Below are 15,213 nucleotides of genomic sequence, written 5' to 3'. Positions count from 1 at the left end.
AATATATTTGTTTGATCTTAAATTAGATAGGCATGTCAACAAGTATAAAAGTGCTAATTCGCAATGCCCCGAAGAAGGATGGGACGTTTCCTATTGCTATCCGAATCAGCAAAGAAGGTAAATCTTCTTACATCCATATCGGTCAAAGTGTCAAACTTGAAGACTGGGATGCTGTCGCATGTAAAGTTAAGAAATCCCACCAAAACTCGGTGAGGCTTAACAACTTAATTGCGCAGAAATTTGCCGAGGCCAGCGACACCAGCCTCGAATTACAGGCCAAGAAGAAAGACGTTTCCGCGAAGTTGGTTGCCACAAAAATAAAACCGAAAAAGGGAGTGACGTTCTTTGCGGTCGCTAATGAATTCGTCGAGAACATGCGGAAGGAGGGGAAATATAACCGCGTTCCGACCGACCTCTCACGGTTGAAAAACTTCCGGGAATTCCTGAAAACCGGAGACATTGACTTTTCTGAGATTACTGTCCCTCTGTTAAACCGGTTTAGGGCGCATTTAAAGGGCGATAAGAAGCTCGGTGAGCGTACAATCGTCAATCACCTCATATTGATCAGGACGATCTATAATCAGGCCATACTAGGGGAGATTGCGGATGTAAAGAACTATCCTTTTGGAAGACGGAAGATCCAGATCAAAATACCTCAGTCAACGAAAATCGGACTTACAAAGCAGGAGGTTGAGAAAATCGAACAGCTTGACCTATCCGCCGTGCCGAAGCTGAACCATGCCCGGAATATATTTCTATTTTCCTTTTACTTCGCCGGTGTGAGGATCTCAGACGTTCTTCGGATGAAATGGTCTGATTTTCAGAATGATCGATTATTTTATTCAATGGGTAAAAACGATAAACCCGGTTCTTTAAAGATTCCGGCCAAGGTTGTAAATATCCTTAATCAGTACAAAAACGACGAGCCAGGGCACGGGTTGATTTTTCCGGAATTGAAGGTTGTTGAGGATTTTTCCGATCAATACACGGTAGCAAGGAAGATATCGTACTCGGTAAAAACTCTGAATAAATATTTAAAGAAGGTAGGAGAGATGGCTAAAATAGAAAAACCCCTAACCAACCACATCAGCCGTCATACGTTTGGAAACATATCAGGGGATAAAATTAGCCCCCAGATGCTTCAAAAGCTTTACCGGCACAGCAGCATCACAACGACGATTTCATACCAGAATAACTTCATTCACAAGACCGCCGACGATGCTCTGGATTCGGTTTTAAATGGTTAAACCGCATGATAGTTAAAACAGATGCGATATGCACCCATTATTTTTATATAGGATATCAAAAAGTGGGAGAAGCTTACATGCTTGTTTGCATGAAAGTCAGACTGATCGATGACTCGCCGCGCAGACAGACATTTATCCCATTGTGGCATTTGGATATGTTGAACTATCCAAATTACCATGTATTAAGCTTGATGCCATTATTAGAATTTATGTATGAGCTTAACGGAGGAAGACTTTTTACGGATAATTGAGCAAGCGTTTGTCAATGCAAAAGGCAACAAGCGCGATAAATGGATCGATGGCGAGGAAGCCATGAGATACATGAGGATTACCAGTAAGACAACATTACAGAAGCTCCGTGATGAGGGGAAGATCCGATTTACCCAACCCTTTCCGAAGATGATCCTTTACGACATTGACAGCATTGATGCATTTTTAGATAAACACGCCAAAAACCCATTCTGATATGCCTACCGATAAAGAAATGGACGATATGTATCATGAGCACTTGAAGGGCGAGTTTCGCGACAACAGCGAATTCGTCAATAAGGAGCCTGAACAGCCGGGAACTCCTGACTATCAGAAGGAGGCGCAAATGAAGATCGATGACCACGTTAAGCGATCAAAGATGCTTACGCAGGAGGATATGGATGAAATCGCCCGTACACAGGCGCATCATGAAGTTAAAGAAGACATTCACCGAAGTCAGAGGAAAGCTCAGGATGATGAATTATTAAAAAAGCAAAAAGCGTGGAGAGAGAAGCGGGATAAGGAGAATGCCGCCGCCGAGGAAAAGAAAAGCAGAATGGCTGCCTTTATGGCTAAGTTTAAAAAAACCGATAAAGACCGCGATCATGAACGATGAAAAAGTGGACGACGAGAAAGTGAACGAAGAAATTAAGAAGTGGTTTAACGTCGGTTATCAGCTTGAAAAGGGTGGGCGATTCCAGCAATTAATGAAAAATCAGCCTAGTGCTGAATTCCAAAAGTCATTCACTTATAAAGCTTTATCAGCCGGGAGGACTGAGGCCAAGAAGGAAAGGTTTATGGATAACTTCAAACCAAAGGATCTCGACAAAGACCGTGAGATTTAGGGTTGCAAGCCTTTCAGATAATCCCCTGCTTTCGTGGCGGCACTGGCAGCGGTGAAGATGCAGTTTTTGTTCTCCCTTAACATCGGTAGCCAATGACTGAGGTAGTTAATTTGGTCCGGCTGAGGGCCGTCTGCAATCTCCAATTCTGCACAGAGGAAGGCTGAGGATATTTCGGCGACCAACTCCTCAAAGGCATAGGCTTTATCACCGAATTTTTTCCCGTAATCTCGATTGCAGCGTTTCTCCGCGCCTGTCCAATGGGACAGCTCGTGTAATTCTGTCGAATAAAACGCTTCCGTGGGAGATTGTGTCTCCGTGCCGGTAAACATGACCGATGCGGGCATTTGAATGTAGTCGTCCTTTTTGTTATAAAAAGCTTGCACACCCCAGTGATTGATCCATGCGCCGGTGTTCTGGACAAAGGCATCGACATTTTTGATGCGCGTTACCAGGTCGGTCTCTTCCTTAAATTCCTGCTCGGGATTATAGGATTTCAACTGGCACTTATTGAATACGAAAGACATTTTTAGAAACGGGATCTTCTGGATTTCATCGTCCTTTTTCCTTTCAATCGTGTCGTAATAAACGATACGAGTGGCCTTTTCACCCTTGCGGACGTATTCCTTCTTATCTGCCCACTGTTTGAAACTAGCAAATTCATTGCTCTGGAAGCCCTTTTGCTGCATGTCATACCAGCATAAAGGGACGTTAATCCCCCGGTAAGGCTTGCCTGTAACGCCGTTCATTGGCATACCGAAGGAAATCCCTGTCTTCCAAGGCTGTCTCCACGGGGCCTGACCTTCCTGTAACTGTTCGATTATTTTACCTGTGATCTGGTCGTGAAGGTCGGTCAAGATTAGGCTCCTATTCTTAAAACATTATTATTTGTCACATGTTGTAGCATGGTATCGCCAGATGGCAAGAGGATTTGGCCTAAAAATGCACCCTCGAAGCTCAAAATCCCTGTTTCAATTGCCATGACCTGACCTTTAATCCAATCACGTAATATCGAATACACCGCAATTCCTGCAATATCAATTGCTTTTCGTTCATGCTGAGGTCGGGTTAATCTCATTCGGCTTGACCATGGGTGTTCTTTTAACCATGACGCCGCATAGCCCGCCATTGAAGCTTCAACGCTAATCGGCATGTCCCGGTAACGGAATTGAACCAGTAATTTTTTATTATCAAAATCAATCATGTGGCCGAAAGATTGACAACCGAATTTTTGTAAAATCTTTTGAATTTCACCCATAGCCTTGTCGCCGGATGTCGCGTTTTCGTATGGTAAAGCCATTATATTTCCTCCTTAAAGGAACCGTCTAATTATATAATCATAGCACCCGTCATAGTCATTATTCAAATAACTCTCATAGAACTGGTCTGCAATACTTTTTGCCTCAAAAACCTCATATCCAGCCAGAAACAGGGTTTCATCGCCCGCCCGGTGCAACATATCATGGACTTTCCAGTCCAGGGGGATTGAATATCTGTCTGGGCTTTTCAACCCCATCCCCCGTAAACCAGTATCCATTAAATGATGAGCCGTCACATTCCCCATCACCCCCGTACACAAACATGGGAGCGACCGGAGGAACATAAGAAATCCAGCGTCAGTAGCACGTTTTGGTTTAATTCGGGACAATGAACAATCCCCAATGGCTTACAGAGGTGTAAAGTATGCCGTCTAATTCATGTGTCATTTACCCTCCTGTTCCAAGTCTTTTATCTCAATACATTTAAAAGTACATTTTCCAACATAGAATGATCCAAGCCGTCTACATTCTTCGGCTACAACTGAATGCGCCCTTGTCCAACCCCACCAATAACAAAACAGTCCAATAATTAAAAACATACACGCCGTCATTCTTCTTCCTTTACTATTCTTATGTTGAAAATGATTATTGCACCGACCACTGACCAGAACCAAAGAGCGCCGTTCATTATTTGCACCAAATCAGATCGTCAGGGTGGGGCAGGATAATGCCCTCACCAATAGACCATTCTTCAATCTGGTTCAAGTATTCAGTGAATTTTCCGGTATTTAAACCTTTTGTAGACTGAGGGCAATGTCTTATTTCCCCGGTTTTCAGATCAGGAATTTCGACAGGTTCCAGAAACATAATTGCAAAAGCGTAATGCCATTTCTCACGGGTCATGAGAATATTTTTAGGCTTGCAGCTTGAAATAACTTCTAACCATTTCCAGTACAATGAGTTTTGAGCCGTACTTCTTTGTTTCGAATACTTCTCAATTGTCACCGTCCATTTCGGATTCGTGTGATCCTTTGGCAGCCCGTTTATGAGTTTTACCGCATAATCGGACTGCTCAGAGGAACGCAGGATAATGGTCTTGCTATCGGTCAAGATGCGCTCCTGTGAAGATCATAATGGTGTTTAGGGCATAACCAAATTACATCTAGCGGTGAAGAATAGTCATTATGATGGGCGTGGACTTTATCCGAACCGCATACCTTACATGGCATTTTGATAATCTTTTTATCTCTTACTGCGTTTCCAAGAGTGATATGAGCCGCACGTTTCTCTGGGTTATTTTCAATATATTTTTGCTTAGATTTGGTAAGAGAGTTCTTTCCGGCCTCAGTTTGTTCATATTCCTTCCTAGCTTTTACCCGGTGAGGAAGGTTTGCACGTTTCTTCTCATATTGCTGTATTTTATCAAAACAGGTTTTGTAACGAAGATTAACCCTTGCTTTGACACACTCTTTGCACTGATTTAAGTATCCGTCAGTGTTGCCAGCATGTTTATAAAACAGTGATATTTCTTTATTGAGATTGCAAACAGTACAAACCTTCACCGCACAACCTCCTAAAAAGGAATTTCCGAATCATCATCCAGATCATTAGCAAATCCTGATGGCTCGTTTTGCGCCTTTGAATAAGCGGCGCCGTTATCGGATTGCTGATTGTCCGGCTTGCTATCCAAAAGAACCAGTTCGCCTTTAAACGGTTTCAGGACAACCTCAGTACTGTATTTATCAACCTCACTGTTATCCGTCCATTTGCGTGTTTGCAATTGGCCGACCAGATAAATCTTGGAGCCTTTTTTAACGAAGCGTTCAACTATCCCGACAAGCGCGTCATTCGTAACAGAGACGTTGTGCCATTCCACACGTTCCTTGCGTTCGCCGCTGGATTTTTCTTTCCAGCTTTCAGAAGTCGCCACCGAGAAGCTTGCAAATCGTGATCCTGACTGTGAAGTCCGAATTTCCGGGTCTTTACCAACTCGACCAAGTAGGGTTACGCTGTTTACTGATGACATTATTCATTCTCCATTGTTGTTGTTATTTTACGTGGCTCCATGAACGACCAATTATTGCCCTATGTATGGCAGTCCAGGATATATTAAAGTCTTTGGCAATTTTATATTTTGTTTCTCCCGCCTGAAACCTTCTCCTAATATCCCTTACGTGATCGTCGGTAAGCTTAGACCAAGAAGCACCTTCCCCAATCTTTCCCAAGCCCGTACTCCAAAAATGATCCATGTTTTGTTTTTGGGTGCACCACTCTAAATTTGAAACATGATTGTTTGATCTGTTTAAGTCTTTGTGGTTAATATATGGGTAGTTAAAACGGTTATCGATGAAGTGCATTGCGACAAGTCGATGCGCTCGGAAAGTCTTTACTTTTCCGTTAGGATCATTATAATAATTTAAGGTGAACCGGCGATATCCATCGAAGTCTGCTGATTTTAATATCCTTTCCCTGACATGCTTTGTCTTGAAACCATGCGGGCCATTCACCATCCTTGATGAAGACTTCACTCTACCGTAGTTAGAAATCTGATAGCATCCTTCAAAGCCGAATATCGGCTTCCATTCTTCATCGTGGTATGATAATAATTCATCAGGCACTACGCACCTCCATGCGTGGGTTTAGAGAAGACGGTCAGTTAGTCGCTGCCGTCTTTCTCGTTTATAGCAGGTTTTCTAACTAATGCCTAGTGCTGATTTATAGGTTTCCAAGATCATTTCTTCCTCTTGGCGTTTCTGGCGGTCAATTTTTCTCAGCTTAACAATCTGGCGCATTGCCTTTGTATCAAATCCGGCGCTTTTAGCTTCGGCATACACGTCAGTGATATCCGCTGCAATTCCGGCTTTTTCCTCAGAAAGGCGTTCAATTCTTTCTATCAGTAGGATTAAACGTTCTCCGGCGACACCGCCGACATTAGTTGGTTTGGTCAATGTTTACTCTCCTTTGAGTTGTTTTAGTTTCTTGTTAGCAGTTTCTGTAATCTGATTATAGGATTTTTCATCCTCGGCTTTCATACATTCTTCTTTCGCGGAGGCGTGAAGTTTTTTGACCGTTTCATTATCCTTCGAATCATTGATATACTGAATGATTGCAGCAAGGCGCTCAGGTGAAACAGGTTCCGGCTTTGGAGCAGGTTTATTTGCTTTTGGTTTCTCCGCAGCTTGACCGTCATCGTCTTCGTCTGCTGCAATATTCAACATAGCACACAGGGCATAGCGGCGGGCGTATGTAATGGCCGATCCCATTCCTTGTGCTGTTTGTTTATCCAGCACCAATGGCATCCGGGATGAAAGGATCTTCTGCGTAGGAGCGTGGACAATCCCCGTTAACAAAAACGGTCTTATTTCATCAAAATCTACATTTTGAATAATATACAAGCCAACTTTCGCAAGGATTGGGGTTACCAAATCTCTAATCTCTGGAAGGGTAGCGTATTTGCCGTAATTGGCTGCGGCAGTTTTCAAAGGATTCGTAAGTTCCGATTGAACGGCCAGCATAGCCATTTCCAGCGTCTCAGGGTATTTTACTTCGGTCATTATGCAGCCTCCTTCTCAATTTCTTTCAGTTCCTCATCAAACATCTCACGAATAGCAGTAAGTGTCTGGCGGTACTGGATGGGGCATTTTTTATTCATGGCCTTACCGAGACGGATGACGGAAACGGCAGTTCTTAATAAGGCATTAAGCTCAATTTCAAGAGGTTCTTGAAGGATTGTGATTGGGATTACATTTGACATTTTTCTCTCCTTGGTCTTAATCACAGTAGCCGCAGCAGATACAGGATGTCAACAACAAAATGCACGAAAGCGAAAATAATTTTCTGCTTGACATTTAGAGCCGTAAAAGCTAACCATAGGGAATGACCCATCAGAATACACATCCCTTATCGGCATACCTCACATCCAAGAATATCAGCGCCGCAAAGTTCGCCGCAGAAGTCGGGTACAAGCATCCAGCCAGCCTTTACCGGGTGATGCGCGGTATCCAGCCTAACTACAAGATGGCGCTCAGGATTGAAAAGGCCACGAAGGGAAAGGTCAAAGTGAAAGACCTTATTCTATCCGTTGAATGATAATCGTACTGCCATTCCCGCCGAGCGTTAATTCTCTTTTCGGTGGTGGATCAAATCAGCAACGTTTCCCTTCCAAAAAGTATAAGGAATGGAAGGCCAGTTGCCCGATACTGGAAAAACAGGGAATATCCGATAAAGTGCATATCCATTACACATTCGCTTGGCCCTGCCGTCGTAAGCGTGATGGTCAATCATATTTCAAAGCAGTGACGGATTATCTGGTAAGCCAAGGGGTAATCCTGGACGATAACTACGAAATTGTTGACAGCGAATCGTGGGATCATGTAGGAGTGGACAAAGACAATCCACGGGTGGAAATCAGGATTAAACAGAAATGACCATCAAAGAAATAAAGCACGGTAACGCTAAACGCGAGATCAACAAGCGTGGCAACAGGAAGAGACGGAAGCAGCCGTTCCCGAAGATTTACACGAATGAGCAGGAAGACTACTACTTACAAGGGGGTATTGAAGACCAGATCACGGCAATCATGGTTGACAGGGGTAGTTCTAGTCACCTCGCTGAAAAATAATCTCCAATTGATTTTGCAATTTTCAAAATATCGACTGCTTTGATTACAATGTAATGTATTGATAATCAATTTACCAATACATTTTTTGATGAAAAGTAAACATTGTTTACCACGAAGATCTGATATGAATTTGTACCTTTATATCGGTTATGGGGCCCGATCAAACGAAAGGGATGATGCTGGAAACATCACCCCTAAAAAAATGACCATCTTCGACAATGGCACTTATTGAACTGCTACGTTTGTGGCGGTCGCTGTCTCCGCTGGAGCAGGCCGCTTTCCTTGCCGTCGTGCCGACGGTTTGGGACATTATCAAGTACTTTATCGACTGGTTTCGAAAGAAGTAGATGATTTTTAATCGGGTGCTGTATGTGGTATTGTTACTCATACAGCACTTGTTATATGTATTATAACATCAAATTGATGGTTAAAATTACAAAGCATTATTTAATTGTGCAAGTACTTAATTAAAGTAAAGGTCGCTTTGTTCTTCTGGCATTGTTGATCCGGCATGTGGAACTGATGGTGTTCTTGTTAGCAGTATTTGTCCCGTTGTCATTGCACTAAATTAAAAAGCCCGACAGATAAACTATCGGGCTAATCTAAAAAGTGCATTGGCTTATTTAAATTTCGACTTTGCTTCCTTACCAGCAAGCGTTAAATCACCCGCTATCGGATAATCCTCCTCGTTGGAATAATGGCCTTTTGCCAATCCTTTTTTTCTAACAAAACAATAGCAGGGCCGATTTCATTTTGCCAAACTTCGTTAGTGAATTCTTCTTTGTCCAGCATATCCTTGTTGACAAAGTAACTCAGGGCTTTTTTGATGTCTTCCATCTCGAGTGTATGTTTAATGTGAGCCAGAAAGTTACGAAGGAATATGATAGTATCCAATATTATTTCAAAAATGTTATTGACAGTATCAGAACGTGTGATATATTTTATTCGTGGCGGTGGTCATACCCTCGCTTGATGTTCCACAGGTCAAGGCCGCCAGCCCTTATCAACTGTGGATGACTGTGGAGGTCATCATGAAAACCGAAAACTCAACCGTCTATATTGCCGACGATGGAAAGCGTTTTGCCACTGAAACGGAATGCAAGAATTATGAAGAGACCGTAATAAAAAGAAAGAAATCACTTAAATTTTTCTATATCGTCCATGGCCCTGATCTCACGGAGGGACGTGGAATGTACGGCCTGACTTACATGGCCATTGAAAGCACTTACGTTCCAATTAATGCTATAATGGATTATTGCTTTTTCACATTTGGCCGCCCTGTAGCGTTTGTTCAAGGTTGTGCAGAAACTGACAATTGGACGGTTTATCCAACCGATGAAGCCGAATTTAACAAGTGGCCGCAAAAGAAAATGCACGTTGGGGATTACAAGTATCCTGCCAAAGTGTTATTTATCTCTAACGGTGAAAAGCTGGAAGGTTTACCTGAACCCATTAAACTTTATTCATGGGTGAAGTAAGTAATGCGATCATCTGCGGCCAGATTTTCTGCGAATTTTTTCCAGTTGATCAATTTCCGTTCGGTGACAGGAATCCAGAAAGTCGTCGCCAAATTCCGTCAGTTGATACCTCCCTGTCTGTTTCGTTTTCACGAAGTTCGGAATGCTCCCGGTTGCATCTTTCTTCGTATTATATGAGTGCTCCAGGATTTCTTTTATTAAAGAAAGTCGTACTAGATTGTTGACCTCCTCGTCCGTGTAAGGACATGGGCCTTCCCCTTTAAAGTGTCTATACAAATGTGGCCTTTTCTCGGAACTCAGATATTTAAGAATCCGCACTTCGCTGGTTGATAACTGCCTTAGGATATTGGGGTAGACTACCACATTTAGGTTTCTTGATGAGTCAACATAATTTACAAACATACTTGCCCACATATTTTGAAGATCATCGTCTTCCTCAAGCTGAATGCCCTCTATCATAGGGACTAATGCTTTGCTGCTAATTTCTTTCGGGACAACTTTTTCTTCGATTATAATCGTATGAATTTTACCAGAAGTTAACTCCCAGTTTCTTTTCATAGATTCTCTTTTGTGGTGAACCATATCACCTAAAAGCATTCCGAATTGCTTGGCCGAGTCAGCAAATATAAGTTTTGCCCATTCGTTGGCCATTTTAACGATTTCCAATCCTGCTTTTATTTCTTCTGGTGTCATAGTTGGGGATTTTCATTCAAAATCGAAAAAATGCAGTTAGTTCACAATAATTATATTGACAGGCGGTTTCCAACTGCTATTCTCTGGTCATAGCGGTGGACGTAAGACATCCTTTATCACCTCCCATATGGGTGAACGCTTAATTTTAGTCTAGTATGGAAAAAGAAAGTATGGCTTACAATGCAAGAATATTGGTACCCTTGGGTTCCCGCTCGTTATAGAGCAGACACGCTACATCTTTCACCGCTGGAAGATGGTGTTTATCGTCGCCTGATAGATCATTACATGGAAACGAAACTGCCATTGCCTGATAATGAGATAGCTCTCTCACGTATTGTAGGCATGCCACAGGCAGAGTTTGGGCAGATATCAGGCACGGTCTTGGCATTTTTCAAAAAAGACAAAGGCGTTCTGAGACACAAAAAATGTGATCAGGTTCTATCAGATCAACATGAAAGATCAGAACGTCATCGGAATAAATCAGCCGCAGGTGGAAAGGCAAAAGCTGAAAAGTATAATAATATCAATGCTAATTCTGCCATAGGCAAGCCAGAGGTAATGCCTCATCGTGCCACAGACAAGACAGACAGAACAGATAAGAAAGAAAAGAGTGCCTTACAAAATTTCAAAGATTCTGATCTCTCAGAACTGAATGATTGGTTTTTGAATAACGCCCCTTCCGTAAACAAACTTAAACTCAAAGATAAAATTCTCAACTGGTGTGCATCAAAAGGGAAAACGTACAAAGACTATTTTGCGGCAGCCAGAACATGGGCTACCAAGGAGCATAGCGAGAATATTGCTAAGGGCTGGACACCACCTAAAACCCCTGTAAATCGAAACGACCCATACGCCCACCTGACAGGAGGCTCAAATGCTTAATGTTGATCCCCTGTTAATTCAGGAGCTGGAAAACCAGATTTTAGGTATCCTGATCTTGAAACCGGAAATGTTTATGATTGCTTCGCTGGATGTGGAGGATTTCGTCATCAACCCTCTGGCTTACGAGATTATACAAGATCAGTATTACGCGACCGGAACCCTAAACACCACGAACCTTGCCATCCAATTCAGTGCAAAGGGATTGGAACAATGGTTGCCCTCAGAATTTGTTTCCTCGGTGGTGACGATCACCAATTTTGAGAACCTCTGCCAGATCGTCAAAGGCCACTCAATGCGCCGAAAAGCCATTTTGAGGGCGCAGGAAGTTATTAGTCTGGCAAATGACATGAGCGCTAACCATGACGCAAGCGTCACCATGCTGCAAGGGATGAGCGCCGAATTGGTGCGTTCTGACAGCATCATTGGACAGACACAGATTTTATCTGACATGCGTTCTAATGGGGTTGTGAAGGAAAATTTTGCGACAGGTTTAACAGGACTGGACGCTCTGATGGGTGGAGGGATGTTCAGAGGGAAAGTTTACGGATTTTCCGGAAAGGCCAAATCGGGTAAGACTTTGCTTGCTTCCACAATCAGCTATAATCTGGGTGAAAACGGTTGCCGTCACCTCTATGTAGCAATGGAAATGGGAGCAACAGAGATTGCTCAAAGGAAGTTTGCCAGAAAAGGAAAATTCAACAGTCTGGAATTCATTCAGGGAAAGAGGACATGGGAAGGGCTGACACCTAACACCGAAATCCGTTATCTGGATGCGCCCGGCATAACCTTCAACGAATTGAAAAGCCGCCTCCTGGAAGCGGTTGCACGGCATCAAATCACAGGAGCCATCATTGATTACTGGCAGCTTGTTCAAGGACAGGATAGCCGACAGACAGAAGAAAAGCATTTACGGGACGTAGCACAGGGATTGGCAGACTTTGCAAAACGGCATAACATTTGGATCTTCCTATTAAGCCAGACCAACGAGGAAGGTAAAACATTTGCAGGTCAGGGATTGATTAAGGCTTGTGATCAGCTTTATATGATCCATGGCACTGATGACACCCGATGGCTGGAAATGACCGCCACGCGATATACCGAGCGAATGAATTACGGTTCAGACGATAACCCATCATTAGCCATTAACAAACGAGTAGGGCCATATTTTGAAGAAATTTAAATCAGATCAGGAATTTTTCAGTTCACCGGAGTGGGAAAAATTACGTTATCGTGTGCTTCGTCATTACGGAGCGCGTTGCTTGTGCTGCAAGCGAAACGATGTGGTGATTCATGTGGATCATATCAAACCCCGCTCAAAGTACCCTAAACTGCAATTGGAATTTACAAATTGTCAACCGCTATGTGGATCGTGCAATAGGGGTAAATCGAATATTTACAAGGATGATTGGCGACCACCAGCGCCTGTTCCTAAGCTAAACCCTAGTAAACTGATGGCCTTTCTCAACAAGTTTACCACTTGACCAAAGGACTGGAAGACAAGACTACGCGTATTTCTTAACATCAAAGCTTAACCAAGGAGAAGTCCAATGCTAAAAACGATCAAAAAGATCAAATCCATTTTTGAAAAACCAAAACCCGATCCAGTGCAAGAAAATCTGATATGGGCATTAGCAGAAGCCTTATTGTGGCGTGATGAAGAGGTAAGCATGGCCGCTATCCCAAGCCCAATACGGCAACAGCCAAATGCAAAGCGGTATTACAATGACGCTGTTTATTTGCTGGAATGGATGGGTCGATACTTGCAGAAAAATCCCTTGGAAGAACAGAAATGACCATAAATTTTAACATCAAAGCATAGGAGAGAATGAATGACAAACTTTATTGAGCAAAACTACGGATATGATTTTGAAACGGGGAAACCAAGAATTGGTACTCTGGCCGATGGCATTCAGGTTTGGTCTATTTGCCAAGAAATAGGAAATTCATCTGTTTCTGCTGCAGCCAAGGCATTCAATATCTCAAAGAGACTGGTCGAAGAAGCATGCGAATTTCATGATTACCTGTATGTTTCAAAGGGTCAGATTGAACATGATGGAGTTGATGAATGACCAATAAAATAGAATGGCCTAACTGCAAATGCACCTTCGCCCAACACATGGTCGGGAATGGCTGCGATCAATGCAATCCGAAGCCAGAGGAGGATAAGGAATGACCGATTACACCCTCACAGAATTTGAACCCTTCGATAGCTTCCTTCCAGACACACGCCTGTCCCGAGAGCATTTAGAGGCGCTTTCTTTTATGTTTGGATAAAATCCTATTGACATTGTAACCAGAAATGATACACTGTGTATCTCCATTGTTTAGACCAACGCTTTCCGGCCAGCGTAATGACCGGAGCCTTTCTTGATGTGTCGTGTAGCTAGTTAACTGGCACCAGTCGATAAGACGGCACGGCACTTCTGGACAGGGTGACACAATTGTGTTCTATACCACTCGGAACGTACCTGGCCTTAGCGGGCAACATAGCGTGGGCCGGATCGATACGGCGAAAATGTACGACCACCTGTTCAACAATTCGGTTCCAGCTATCCTTTCAGCTTGGCGGTGAGTAACAAGTAATAGCGACAATGCCTAACGGATCAGCGCCCGGACATAGACCGCTCCCCGAAGGTTTAAACATGCTGGGTAATTATATGTGTTAATTGTCGCTTCTCACTATTTTTCTGCTTGACACCCGTATCCGTTACGGCTACTGTAAGGTTTAACCAACGGAGAGAAATAATGGATAAGTTTTACGCAGACAGACCGGATAAGGACGCAGAGCCGGTGGGATGGTTTCCTAGTGCCGATTGGGGACAATACTTCAACCCATTCCTGAAAGTACGCTACATACCAAGACCATGGTGGAAGTTCTGGGCACCGAAATACACGGTTACTTTTGAGGGGAATAACTGATGCACGTTACTAGATATAAAATACTATGGCCTTGGCAATGCTTTTTCATCTTTCATAAAAATGTGGGAAGATCGCGCAGCATGTATGAAGGCGGCTTTGATCGAGATAAATATTGTATTCCATTATTGATAGGTTTCCTGCGTTATCATACTTGGGGCTGGTTTGCATCTAATCTGATTGAAGATGAGAAGAAGGGAAAGGTGTACTGGAAATGACCCATTTAACAAAAAAACGGCTTTTATTGCTAAGATTTATGAATTAATTATATTTATGTGAACATAACAATATCTATATGAGTGTGATAAGAACTTTATTAATCTTGGTGTTTTTTACTTCAACTACTTCATATGGGCAGATGGTACATCCAATGCTAAGATTTTCACAAATGGATTGGATTGAAACAAAGGAGGCTTTCCTTATAAGGATTGATTTGAAATACACGTATGAGGAGTCGAATTTTAGAAAAAAAATTCATTTGCTTGATTCTACAATAAATGTTCTTAGACATCAAAACATAGATTATTCGATTCAAGAGAGCGAATTAAAATCCCTAAAAAAAGAGCTAGCTGGTCTGAAAATTAGTAGGGATGAAGAAATAAAGTCTGTGGGAAAATTATGTGATCCTTTCATTTTAGAGCTTCAGACCACTGCATTTTATAGCAAACCTGATTATGAAGGGAAAGAATTTGTAGTAACTGGAAACGTAAAAAGCGCTTCTTTGCCATTTTCACCTAAATCCGTCCGAGTAGCACAAGGTTGCAAGCTTTCTGTATGGCCCTATGAAAATTATCGGAAACACAGAGATTATAGAGATGTAAAATTTAATGATTCCACTTCATCCGATCTACCAGATAACGTTGCAACAGGAAGCATGATGGGTGATCGGTATATTTTTAGAGCTGAATCTTGGAAGCTTCGCTGTAAAAAGAATTAATCTTATCGACAATAAAGGAGTTGAATAGTAAATCAAACAAATTATTGACCCTTATATAATAAACTTATATAATAAACCACCGCTCAACC

At 42.5% G+C, this 15,213-nt stretch carries 26 protein-coding genes; 15 read left to right on the top strand and 11 right to left on the bottom strand.

The window, feature by feature from the left end:
• Positions 1 to 32: 32 nt before the first annotated feature.
• From FBF61_RS05485 to FBF61_RS05470, 4 genes are all read left to right on the top strand, one after another.
• A complete protein-coding gene (locus FBF61_RS05485; protein WP_138476205.1) occupies positions 33 to 1,247 on the top strand; it encodes a site-specific integrase in 1,215 nt (404 codons plus the stop codon).
• Positions 1,248 to 1,460: 213 nt separating this feature from the next.
• Positions 1,461 to 1,712, top strand: coding sequence for a helix-turn-helix domain-containing protein (locus FBF61_RS05480; RefSeq protein ID WP_138476204.1), 252 nt, complete (start codon positions 1,461 to 1,463; stop codon positions 1,710 to 1,712).
• Between the two features lies 1 nt (position 1,713).
• Complete coding sequence (locus FBF61_RS05475) at positions 1,714 to 2,112, top strand: hypothetical protein (protein ID WP_138476203.1); 399 nt, start codon at positions 1,714 to 1,716, stop codon at positions 2,110 to 2,112.
• The gene (locus FBF61_RS05470; RefSeq protein WP_138476202.1) at positions 2,102 to 2,341 is read left to right on the top strand and encodes a hypothetical protein; all 240 of its coding nucleotides are present in this window, start codon (positions 2,102 to 2,104) and stop codon (positions 2,339 to 2,341) included. The genes FBF61_RS05475 and FBF61_RS05470 overlap by 11 nt, the downstream gene beginning before the upstream one ends.
• Here FBF61_RS05470 and FBF61_RS05465 read toward each other — a convergent pair.
• From FBF61_RS05465 to FBF61_RS05425, 9 genes are all read right to left on the bottom strand, one after another.
• On the bottom strand, positions 2,338 to 3,195 hold the full coding sequence (locus FBF61_RS05465) for an ArdC family protein (RefSeq protein WP_205748240.1): 858 nt from the start codon (positions 3,193 to 3,195) through the stop codon (positions 2,338 to 2,340). The two genes, FBF61_RS05470 and FBF61_RS05465, sit on opposite strands and share 4 nt — an antisense overlap.
• A gap of 2 nt (positions 3,196 to 3,197) precedes the next feature.
• The gene (locus FBF61_RS05460; protein ID WP_138476200.1) at positions 3,198 to 3,638 is read right to left on the bottom strand and encodes a hypothetical protein; all 441 of its coding nucleotides are present in this window, start codon (positions 3,636 to 3,638) and stop codon (positions 3,198 to 3,200) included.
• A 12-nt stretch (positions 3,639 to 3,650) separates the two neighbouring features.
• Positions 3,651 to 3,986 carry a DUF968 domain-containing protein gene (locus FBF61_RS35495; protein WP_374756604.1) on the bottom strand — a complete coding sequence of 112 codons (336 nt, stop codon included), beginning with the start codon at positions 3,984 to 3,986 and terminating at the stop codon, positions 3,651 to 3,653.
• Positions 3,987 to 4,284: 298 nt separating this feature from the next.
• Entirely contained in the window at positions 4,285 to 4,707 is a 423-nt protein-coding gene (locus FBF61_RS05450) for a recombination protein NinB (protein ID WP_166444433.1), read from the bottom strand.
• Positions 4,708 to 5,170: 463 nt separating this feature from the next.
• A complete protein-coding gene (gene ssb / locus FBF61_RS05445; RefSeq protein ID WP_205748239.1) occupies positions 5,171 to 5,623 on the bottom strand; it encodes a single-stranded DNA-binding protein in 453 nt (150 codons plus the stop codon).
• 22 nt (positions 5,624 to 5,645) lie between these two features.
• The gene (locus FBF61_RS35490; RefSeq protein WP_138476196.1) at positions 5,646 to 6,215 is read right to left on the bottom strand and encodes an NUMOD4 domain-containing protein; all 570 of its coding nucleotides are present in this window, start codon (positions 6,213 to 6,215) and stop codon (positions 5,646 to 5,648) included.
• Positions 6,216 to 6,290: 75 nt separating this feature from the next.
• Positions 6,291 to 6,545 (bottom strand): DUF2312 domain-containing protein, encoded by a 255-nt coding sequence (locus FBF61_RS05435; RefSeq protein WP_138476195.1) that lies wholly within the window; start codon positions 6,543 to 6,545, stop codon positions 6,291 to 6,293.
• A 3-nt stretch (positions 6,546 to 6,548) separates the two neighbouring features.
• The gene (locus FBF61_RS05430) at positions 6,549 to 7,151 is read right to left on the bottom strand and encodes an ERF family protein (protein WP_138476194.1); all 603 of its coding nucleotides are present in this window, start codon (positions 7,149 to 7,151) and stop codon (positions 6,549 to 6,551) included.
• On the bottom strand, positions 7,151 to 7,351 hold the full coding sequence (locus tag FBF61_RS05425) for a hypothetical protein (RefSeq protein WP_138476193.1): 201 nt from the start codon (positions 7,349 to 7,351) through the stop codon (positions 7,151 to 7,153). The genes FBF61_RS05430 and FBF61_RS05425 overlap by 1 nt, the downstream gene beginning before the upstream one ends.
• Before the next feature lie 122 nt (positions 7,352 to 7,473).
• Between FBF61_RS05425 and FBF61_RS05420 the strand changes: the two genes are divergently transcribed.
• From FBF61_RS05420 to FBF61_RS05410, 3 genes are read left to right on the top strand one after another with little or no spacing between them, the layout of a single operon-like run.
• Positions 7,474 to 7,686, top strand: coding sequence for a helix-turn-helix domain-containing protein (locus FBF61_RS05420; RefSeq protein ID WP_138476192.1), 213 nt, complete (start codon positions 7,474 to 7,476; stop codon positions 7,684 to 7,686).
• A complete protein-coding gene (locus FBF61_RS05415) occupies positions 7,683 to 8,024 on the top strand; it encodes a RusA family crossover junction endodeoxyribonuclease (protein WP_138476191.1) in 342 nt (113 codons plus the stop codon). Before FBF61_RS05420 ends, FBF61_RS05415 begins: the two co-directional genes overlap by 4 nt.
• Positions 8,021 to 8,218 (top strand): hypothetical protein, encoded by a 198-nt coding sequence (locus FBF61_RS05410; protein ID WP_138476190.1) that lies wholly within the window; start codon positions 8,021 to 8,023, stop codon positions 8,216 to 8,218. Before FBF61_RS05415 ends, FBF61_RS05410 begins: the two co-directional genes overlap by 4 nt.
• A gap of 669 nt (positions 8,219 to 8,887) precedes the next feature.
• On the opposite strand, the gene FBF61_RS34485 is transcribed toward FBF61_RS05410, so the two are convergent.
• Positions 8,888 to 9,055 carry a hypothetical protein gene (locus tag FBF61_RS34485; RefSeq protein ID WP_166444431.1) on the bottom strand — a complete coding sequence of 56 codons (168 nt, stop codon included), beginning with the start codon at positions 9,053 to 9,055 and terminating at the stop codon, positions 8,888 to 8,890.
• A 110-nt stretch (positions 9,056 to 9,165) separates the two neighbouring features.
• Between FBF61_RS34485 and FBF61_RS05405 the strand changes: the two genes are divergently transcribed.
• Positions 9,166 to 9,696 carry a hypothetical protein gene (locus FBF61_RS05405; protein ID WP_138476189.1) on the top strand — a complete coding sequence of 177 codons (531 nt, stop codon included), beginning with the start codon at positions 9,166 to 9,168 and terminating at the stop codon, positions 9,694 to 9,696.
• A 9-nt stretch (positions 9,697 to 9,705) separates the two neighbouring features.
• Here the strand turns inward: FBF61_RS05405 and FBF61_RS05400 are convergent, their stop codons facing one another.
• Positions 9,706 to 10,389 carry an Abi-alpha family protein gene (locus FBF61_RS05400; protein ID WP_138476188.1) on the bottom strand — a complete coding sequence of 228 codons (684 nt, stop codon included), beginning with the start codon at positions 10,387 to 10,389 and terminating at the stop codon, positions 9,706 to 9,708.
• Between the two features lie 180 nt (positions 10,390 to 10,569).
• On the opposite strand from FBF61_RS05400, the gene FBF61_RS05395 reads away from it, so the two are divergent.
• The 7 genes from FBF61_RS05395 to FBF61_RS05370 all read left to right on the top strand — a co-directional run bounded on the left by FBF61_RS05395 (position 10,570) and on the right by FBF61_RS05370 (position 15,124).
• The gene (locus FBF61_RS05395; protein ID WP_138476187.1) at positions 10,570 to 11,271 is read left to right on the top strand and encodes a YdaU family protein; all 702 of its coding nucleotides are present in this window, start codon (positions 10,570 to 10,572) and stop codon (positions 11,269 to 11,271) included.
• Positions 11,264 to 12,451, top strand: coding sequence for a DnaB-like helicase C-terminal domain-containing protein (locus FBF61_RS05390; protein WP_138476186.1), 1,188 nt, complete (start codon positions 11,264 to 11,266; stop codon positions 12,449 to 12,451). Before FBF61_RS05395 ends, FBF61_RS05390 begins: the two co-directional genes overlap by 8 nt.
• A 52-nt stretch (positions 12,452 to 12,503) precedes the next feature.
• Positions 12,504 to 12,752, top strand: coding sequence for an HNH endonuclease (locus tag FBF61_RS35485; protein ID WP_374756607.1), 249 nt, complete (start codon positions 12,504 to 12,506; stop codon positions 12,750 to 12,752).
• A 66-nt stretch (positions 12,753 to 12,818) separates the two neighbouring features.
• Positions 12,819 to 13,064, top strand: a complete 246-nt coding sequence (locus FBF61_RS05380; RefSeq protein ID WP_138476185.1) for a hypothetical protein — start codon at positions 12,819 to 12,821, stop codon at positions 13,062 to 13,064.
• Between the two features lie 36 nt (positions 13,065 to 13,100).
• On the top strand, positions 13,101 to 13,340 hold the full coding sequence (locus FBF61_RS05375; protein ID WP_138476184.1) for a hypothetical protein: 240 nt from the start codon (positions 13,101 to 13,103) through the stop codon (positions 13,338 to 13,340).
• Positions 13,341 to 14,016: 676 nt separating this feature from the next.
• A complete protein-coding gene (locus tag FBF61_RS34480) occupies positions 14,017 to 14,190 on the top strand; it encodes a hypothetical protein (RefSeq protein WP_166444430.1) in 174 nt (57 codons plus the stop codon).
• Positions 14,191 to 14,482: 292 nt separating this feature from the next.
• A complete protein-coding gene (locus FBF61_RS05370) occupies positions 14,483 to 15,124 on the top strand; it encodes a hypothetical protein (protein ID WP_138476183.1) in 642 nt (213 codons plus the stop codon).
• The last annotated feature ends 89 nt before the right edge of the window (positions 15,125 to 15,213 follow it).

The sequence above is a fragment of the Dyadobacter bucti genome (genome assembly GCF_005869225.1).
In the GTDB taxonomy this organism is placed as follows: Bacteria; Bacteroidota; Bacteroidia; order Cytophagales; family Spirosomataceae; genus Dyadobacter; species Dyadobacter bucti.
Note: the sequence above shows the minus strand (reverse complement) of the source record. Positions and strands in the feature narration are given on the sequence as shown.

What these genes read in the sequence shown, in the direction of transcription:
- FBF61_RS05485 (WP_138476205.1), top strand. Translation starts at nt 33, where the DNA reads ATGTCAACAAGTATAAAAGTGCTAATTCGCAATGCCCCGAAGAAGGAT.
- FBF61_RS05480 (WP_138476204.1), top strand. Translation starts at nt 1,461, where the DNA reads ATGAGCTTAACGGAGGAAGACTTTTTACGGATAATTGAGCAAGCGTTT.
- FBF61_RS05475 (WP_138476203.1), top strand. Translation starts at nt 1,714, where the DNA reads ATGCCTACCGATAAAGAAATGGACGATATGTATCATGAGCACTTGAAG.
- FBF61_RS05470 (WP_138476202.1), top strand. Translation starts at nt 2,102, where the DNA reads ATGAACGATGAAAAAGTGGACGACGAGAAAGTGAACGAAGAAATTAAG.
- FBF61_RS05460 (WP_138476200.1), bottom strand. Translation starts at nt 3,638, where the DNA reads ATGGCTTTACCATACGAAAACGCGACATCCGGCGACAAGGCTATGGGT.
- ssb (WP_205748239.1), bottom strand. Translation starts at nt 5,623, where the DNA reads ATGTCATCAGTAAACAGCGTAACCCTACTTGGTCGAGTTGGTAAAGAC.
- FBF61_RS05430 (WP_138476194.1), bottom strand. Translation starts at nt 7,151, where the DNA reads ATGACCGAAGTAAAATACCCTGAGACGCTGGAAATGGCTATGCTGGCC.
- FBF61_RS05425 (WP_138476193.1), bottom strand. Translation starts at nt 7,351, where the DNA reads ATGTCAAATGTAATCCCAATCACAATCCTTCAAGAACCTCTTGAAATT.
- FBF61_RS05420 (WP_138476192.1), top strand. Translation starts at nt 7,474, where the DNA reads ATGACCCATCAGAATACACATCCCTTATCGGCATACCTCACATCCAAG.
- FBF61_RS05415 (WP_138476191.1), top strand. Translation starts at nt 7,683, where the DNA reads ATGATAATCGTACTGCCATTCCCGCCGAGCGTTAATTCTCTTTTCGGT.
- FBF61_RS05410 (WP_138476190.1), top strand. Translation starts at nt 8,021, where the DNA reads ATGACCATCAAAGAAATAAAGCACGGTAACGCTAAACGCGAGATCAAC.
- FBF61_RS34485 (WP_166444431.1), bottom strand. Translation starts at nt 9,055, where the DNA reads ATGGAAGACATCAAAAAAGCCCTGAGTTACTTTGTCAACAAGGATATG.
- FBF61_RS05400 (WP_138476188.1), bottom strand. Translation starts at nt 10,389, where the DNA reads ATGACACCAGAAGAAATAAAAGCAGGATTGGAAATCGTTAAAATGGCC.
- FBF61_RS05395 (WP_138476187.1), top strand. Translation starts at nt 10,570, where the DNA reads ATGCAAGAATATTGGTACCCTTGGGTTCCCGCTCGTTATAGAGCAGAC.
- FBF61_RS05390 (WP_138476186.1), top strand. Translation starts at nt 11,264, where the DNA reads ATGCTTAATGTTGATCCCCTGTTAATTCAGGAGCTGGAAAACCAGATT.
- FBF61_RS05380 (WP_138476185.1), top strand. Translation starts at nt 12,819, where the DNA reads ATGCTAAAAACGATCAAAAAGATCAAATCCATTTTTGAAAAACCAAAA.
- FBF61_RS05375 (WP_138476184.1), top strand. Translation starts at nt 13,101, where the DNA reads ATGACAAACTTTATTGAGCAAAACTACGGATATGATTTTGAAACGGGG.
- FBF61_RS34480 (WP_166444430.1), top strand. Translation starts at nt 14,017, where the DNA reads ATGGATAAGTTTTACGCAGACAGACCGGATAAGGACGCAGAGCCGGTG.
- FBF61_RS05370 (WP_138476183.1), top strand. Translation starts at nt 14,483, where the DNA reads ATGAGTGTGATAAGAACTTTATTAATCTTGGTGTTTTTTACTTCAACT.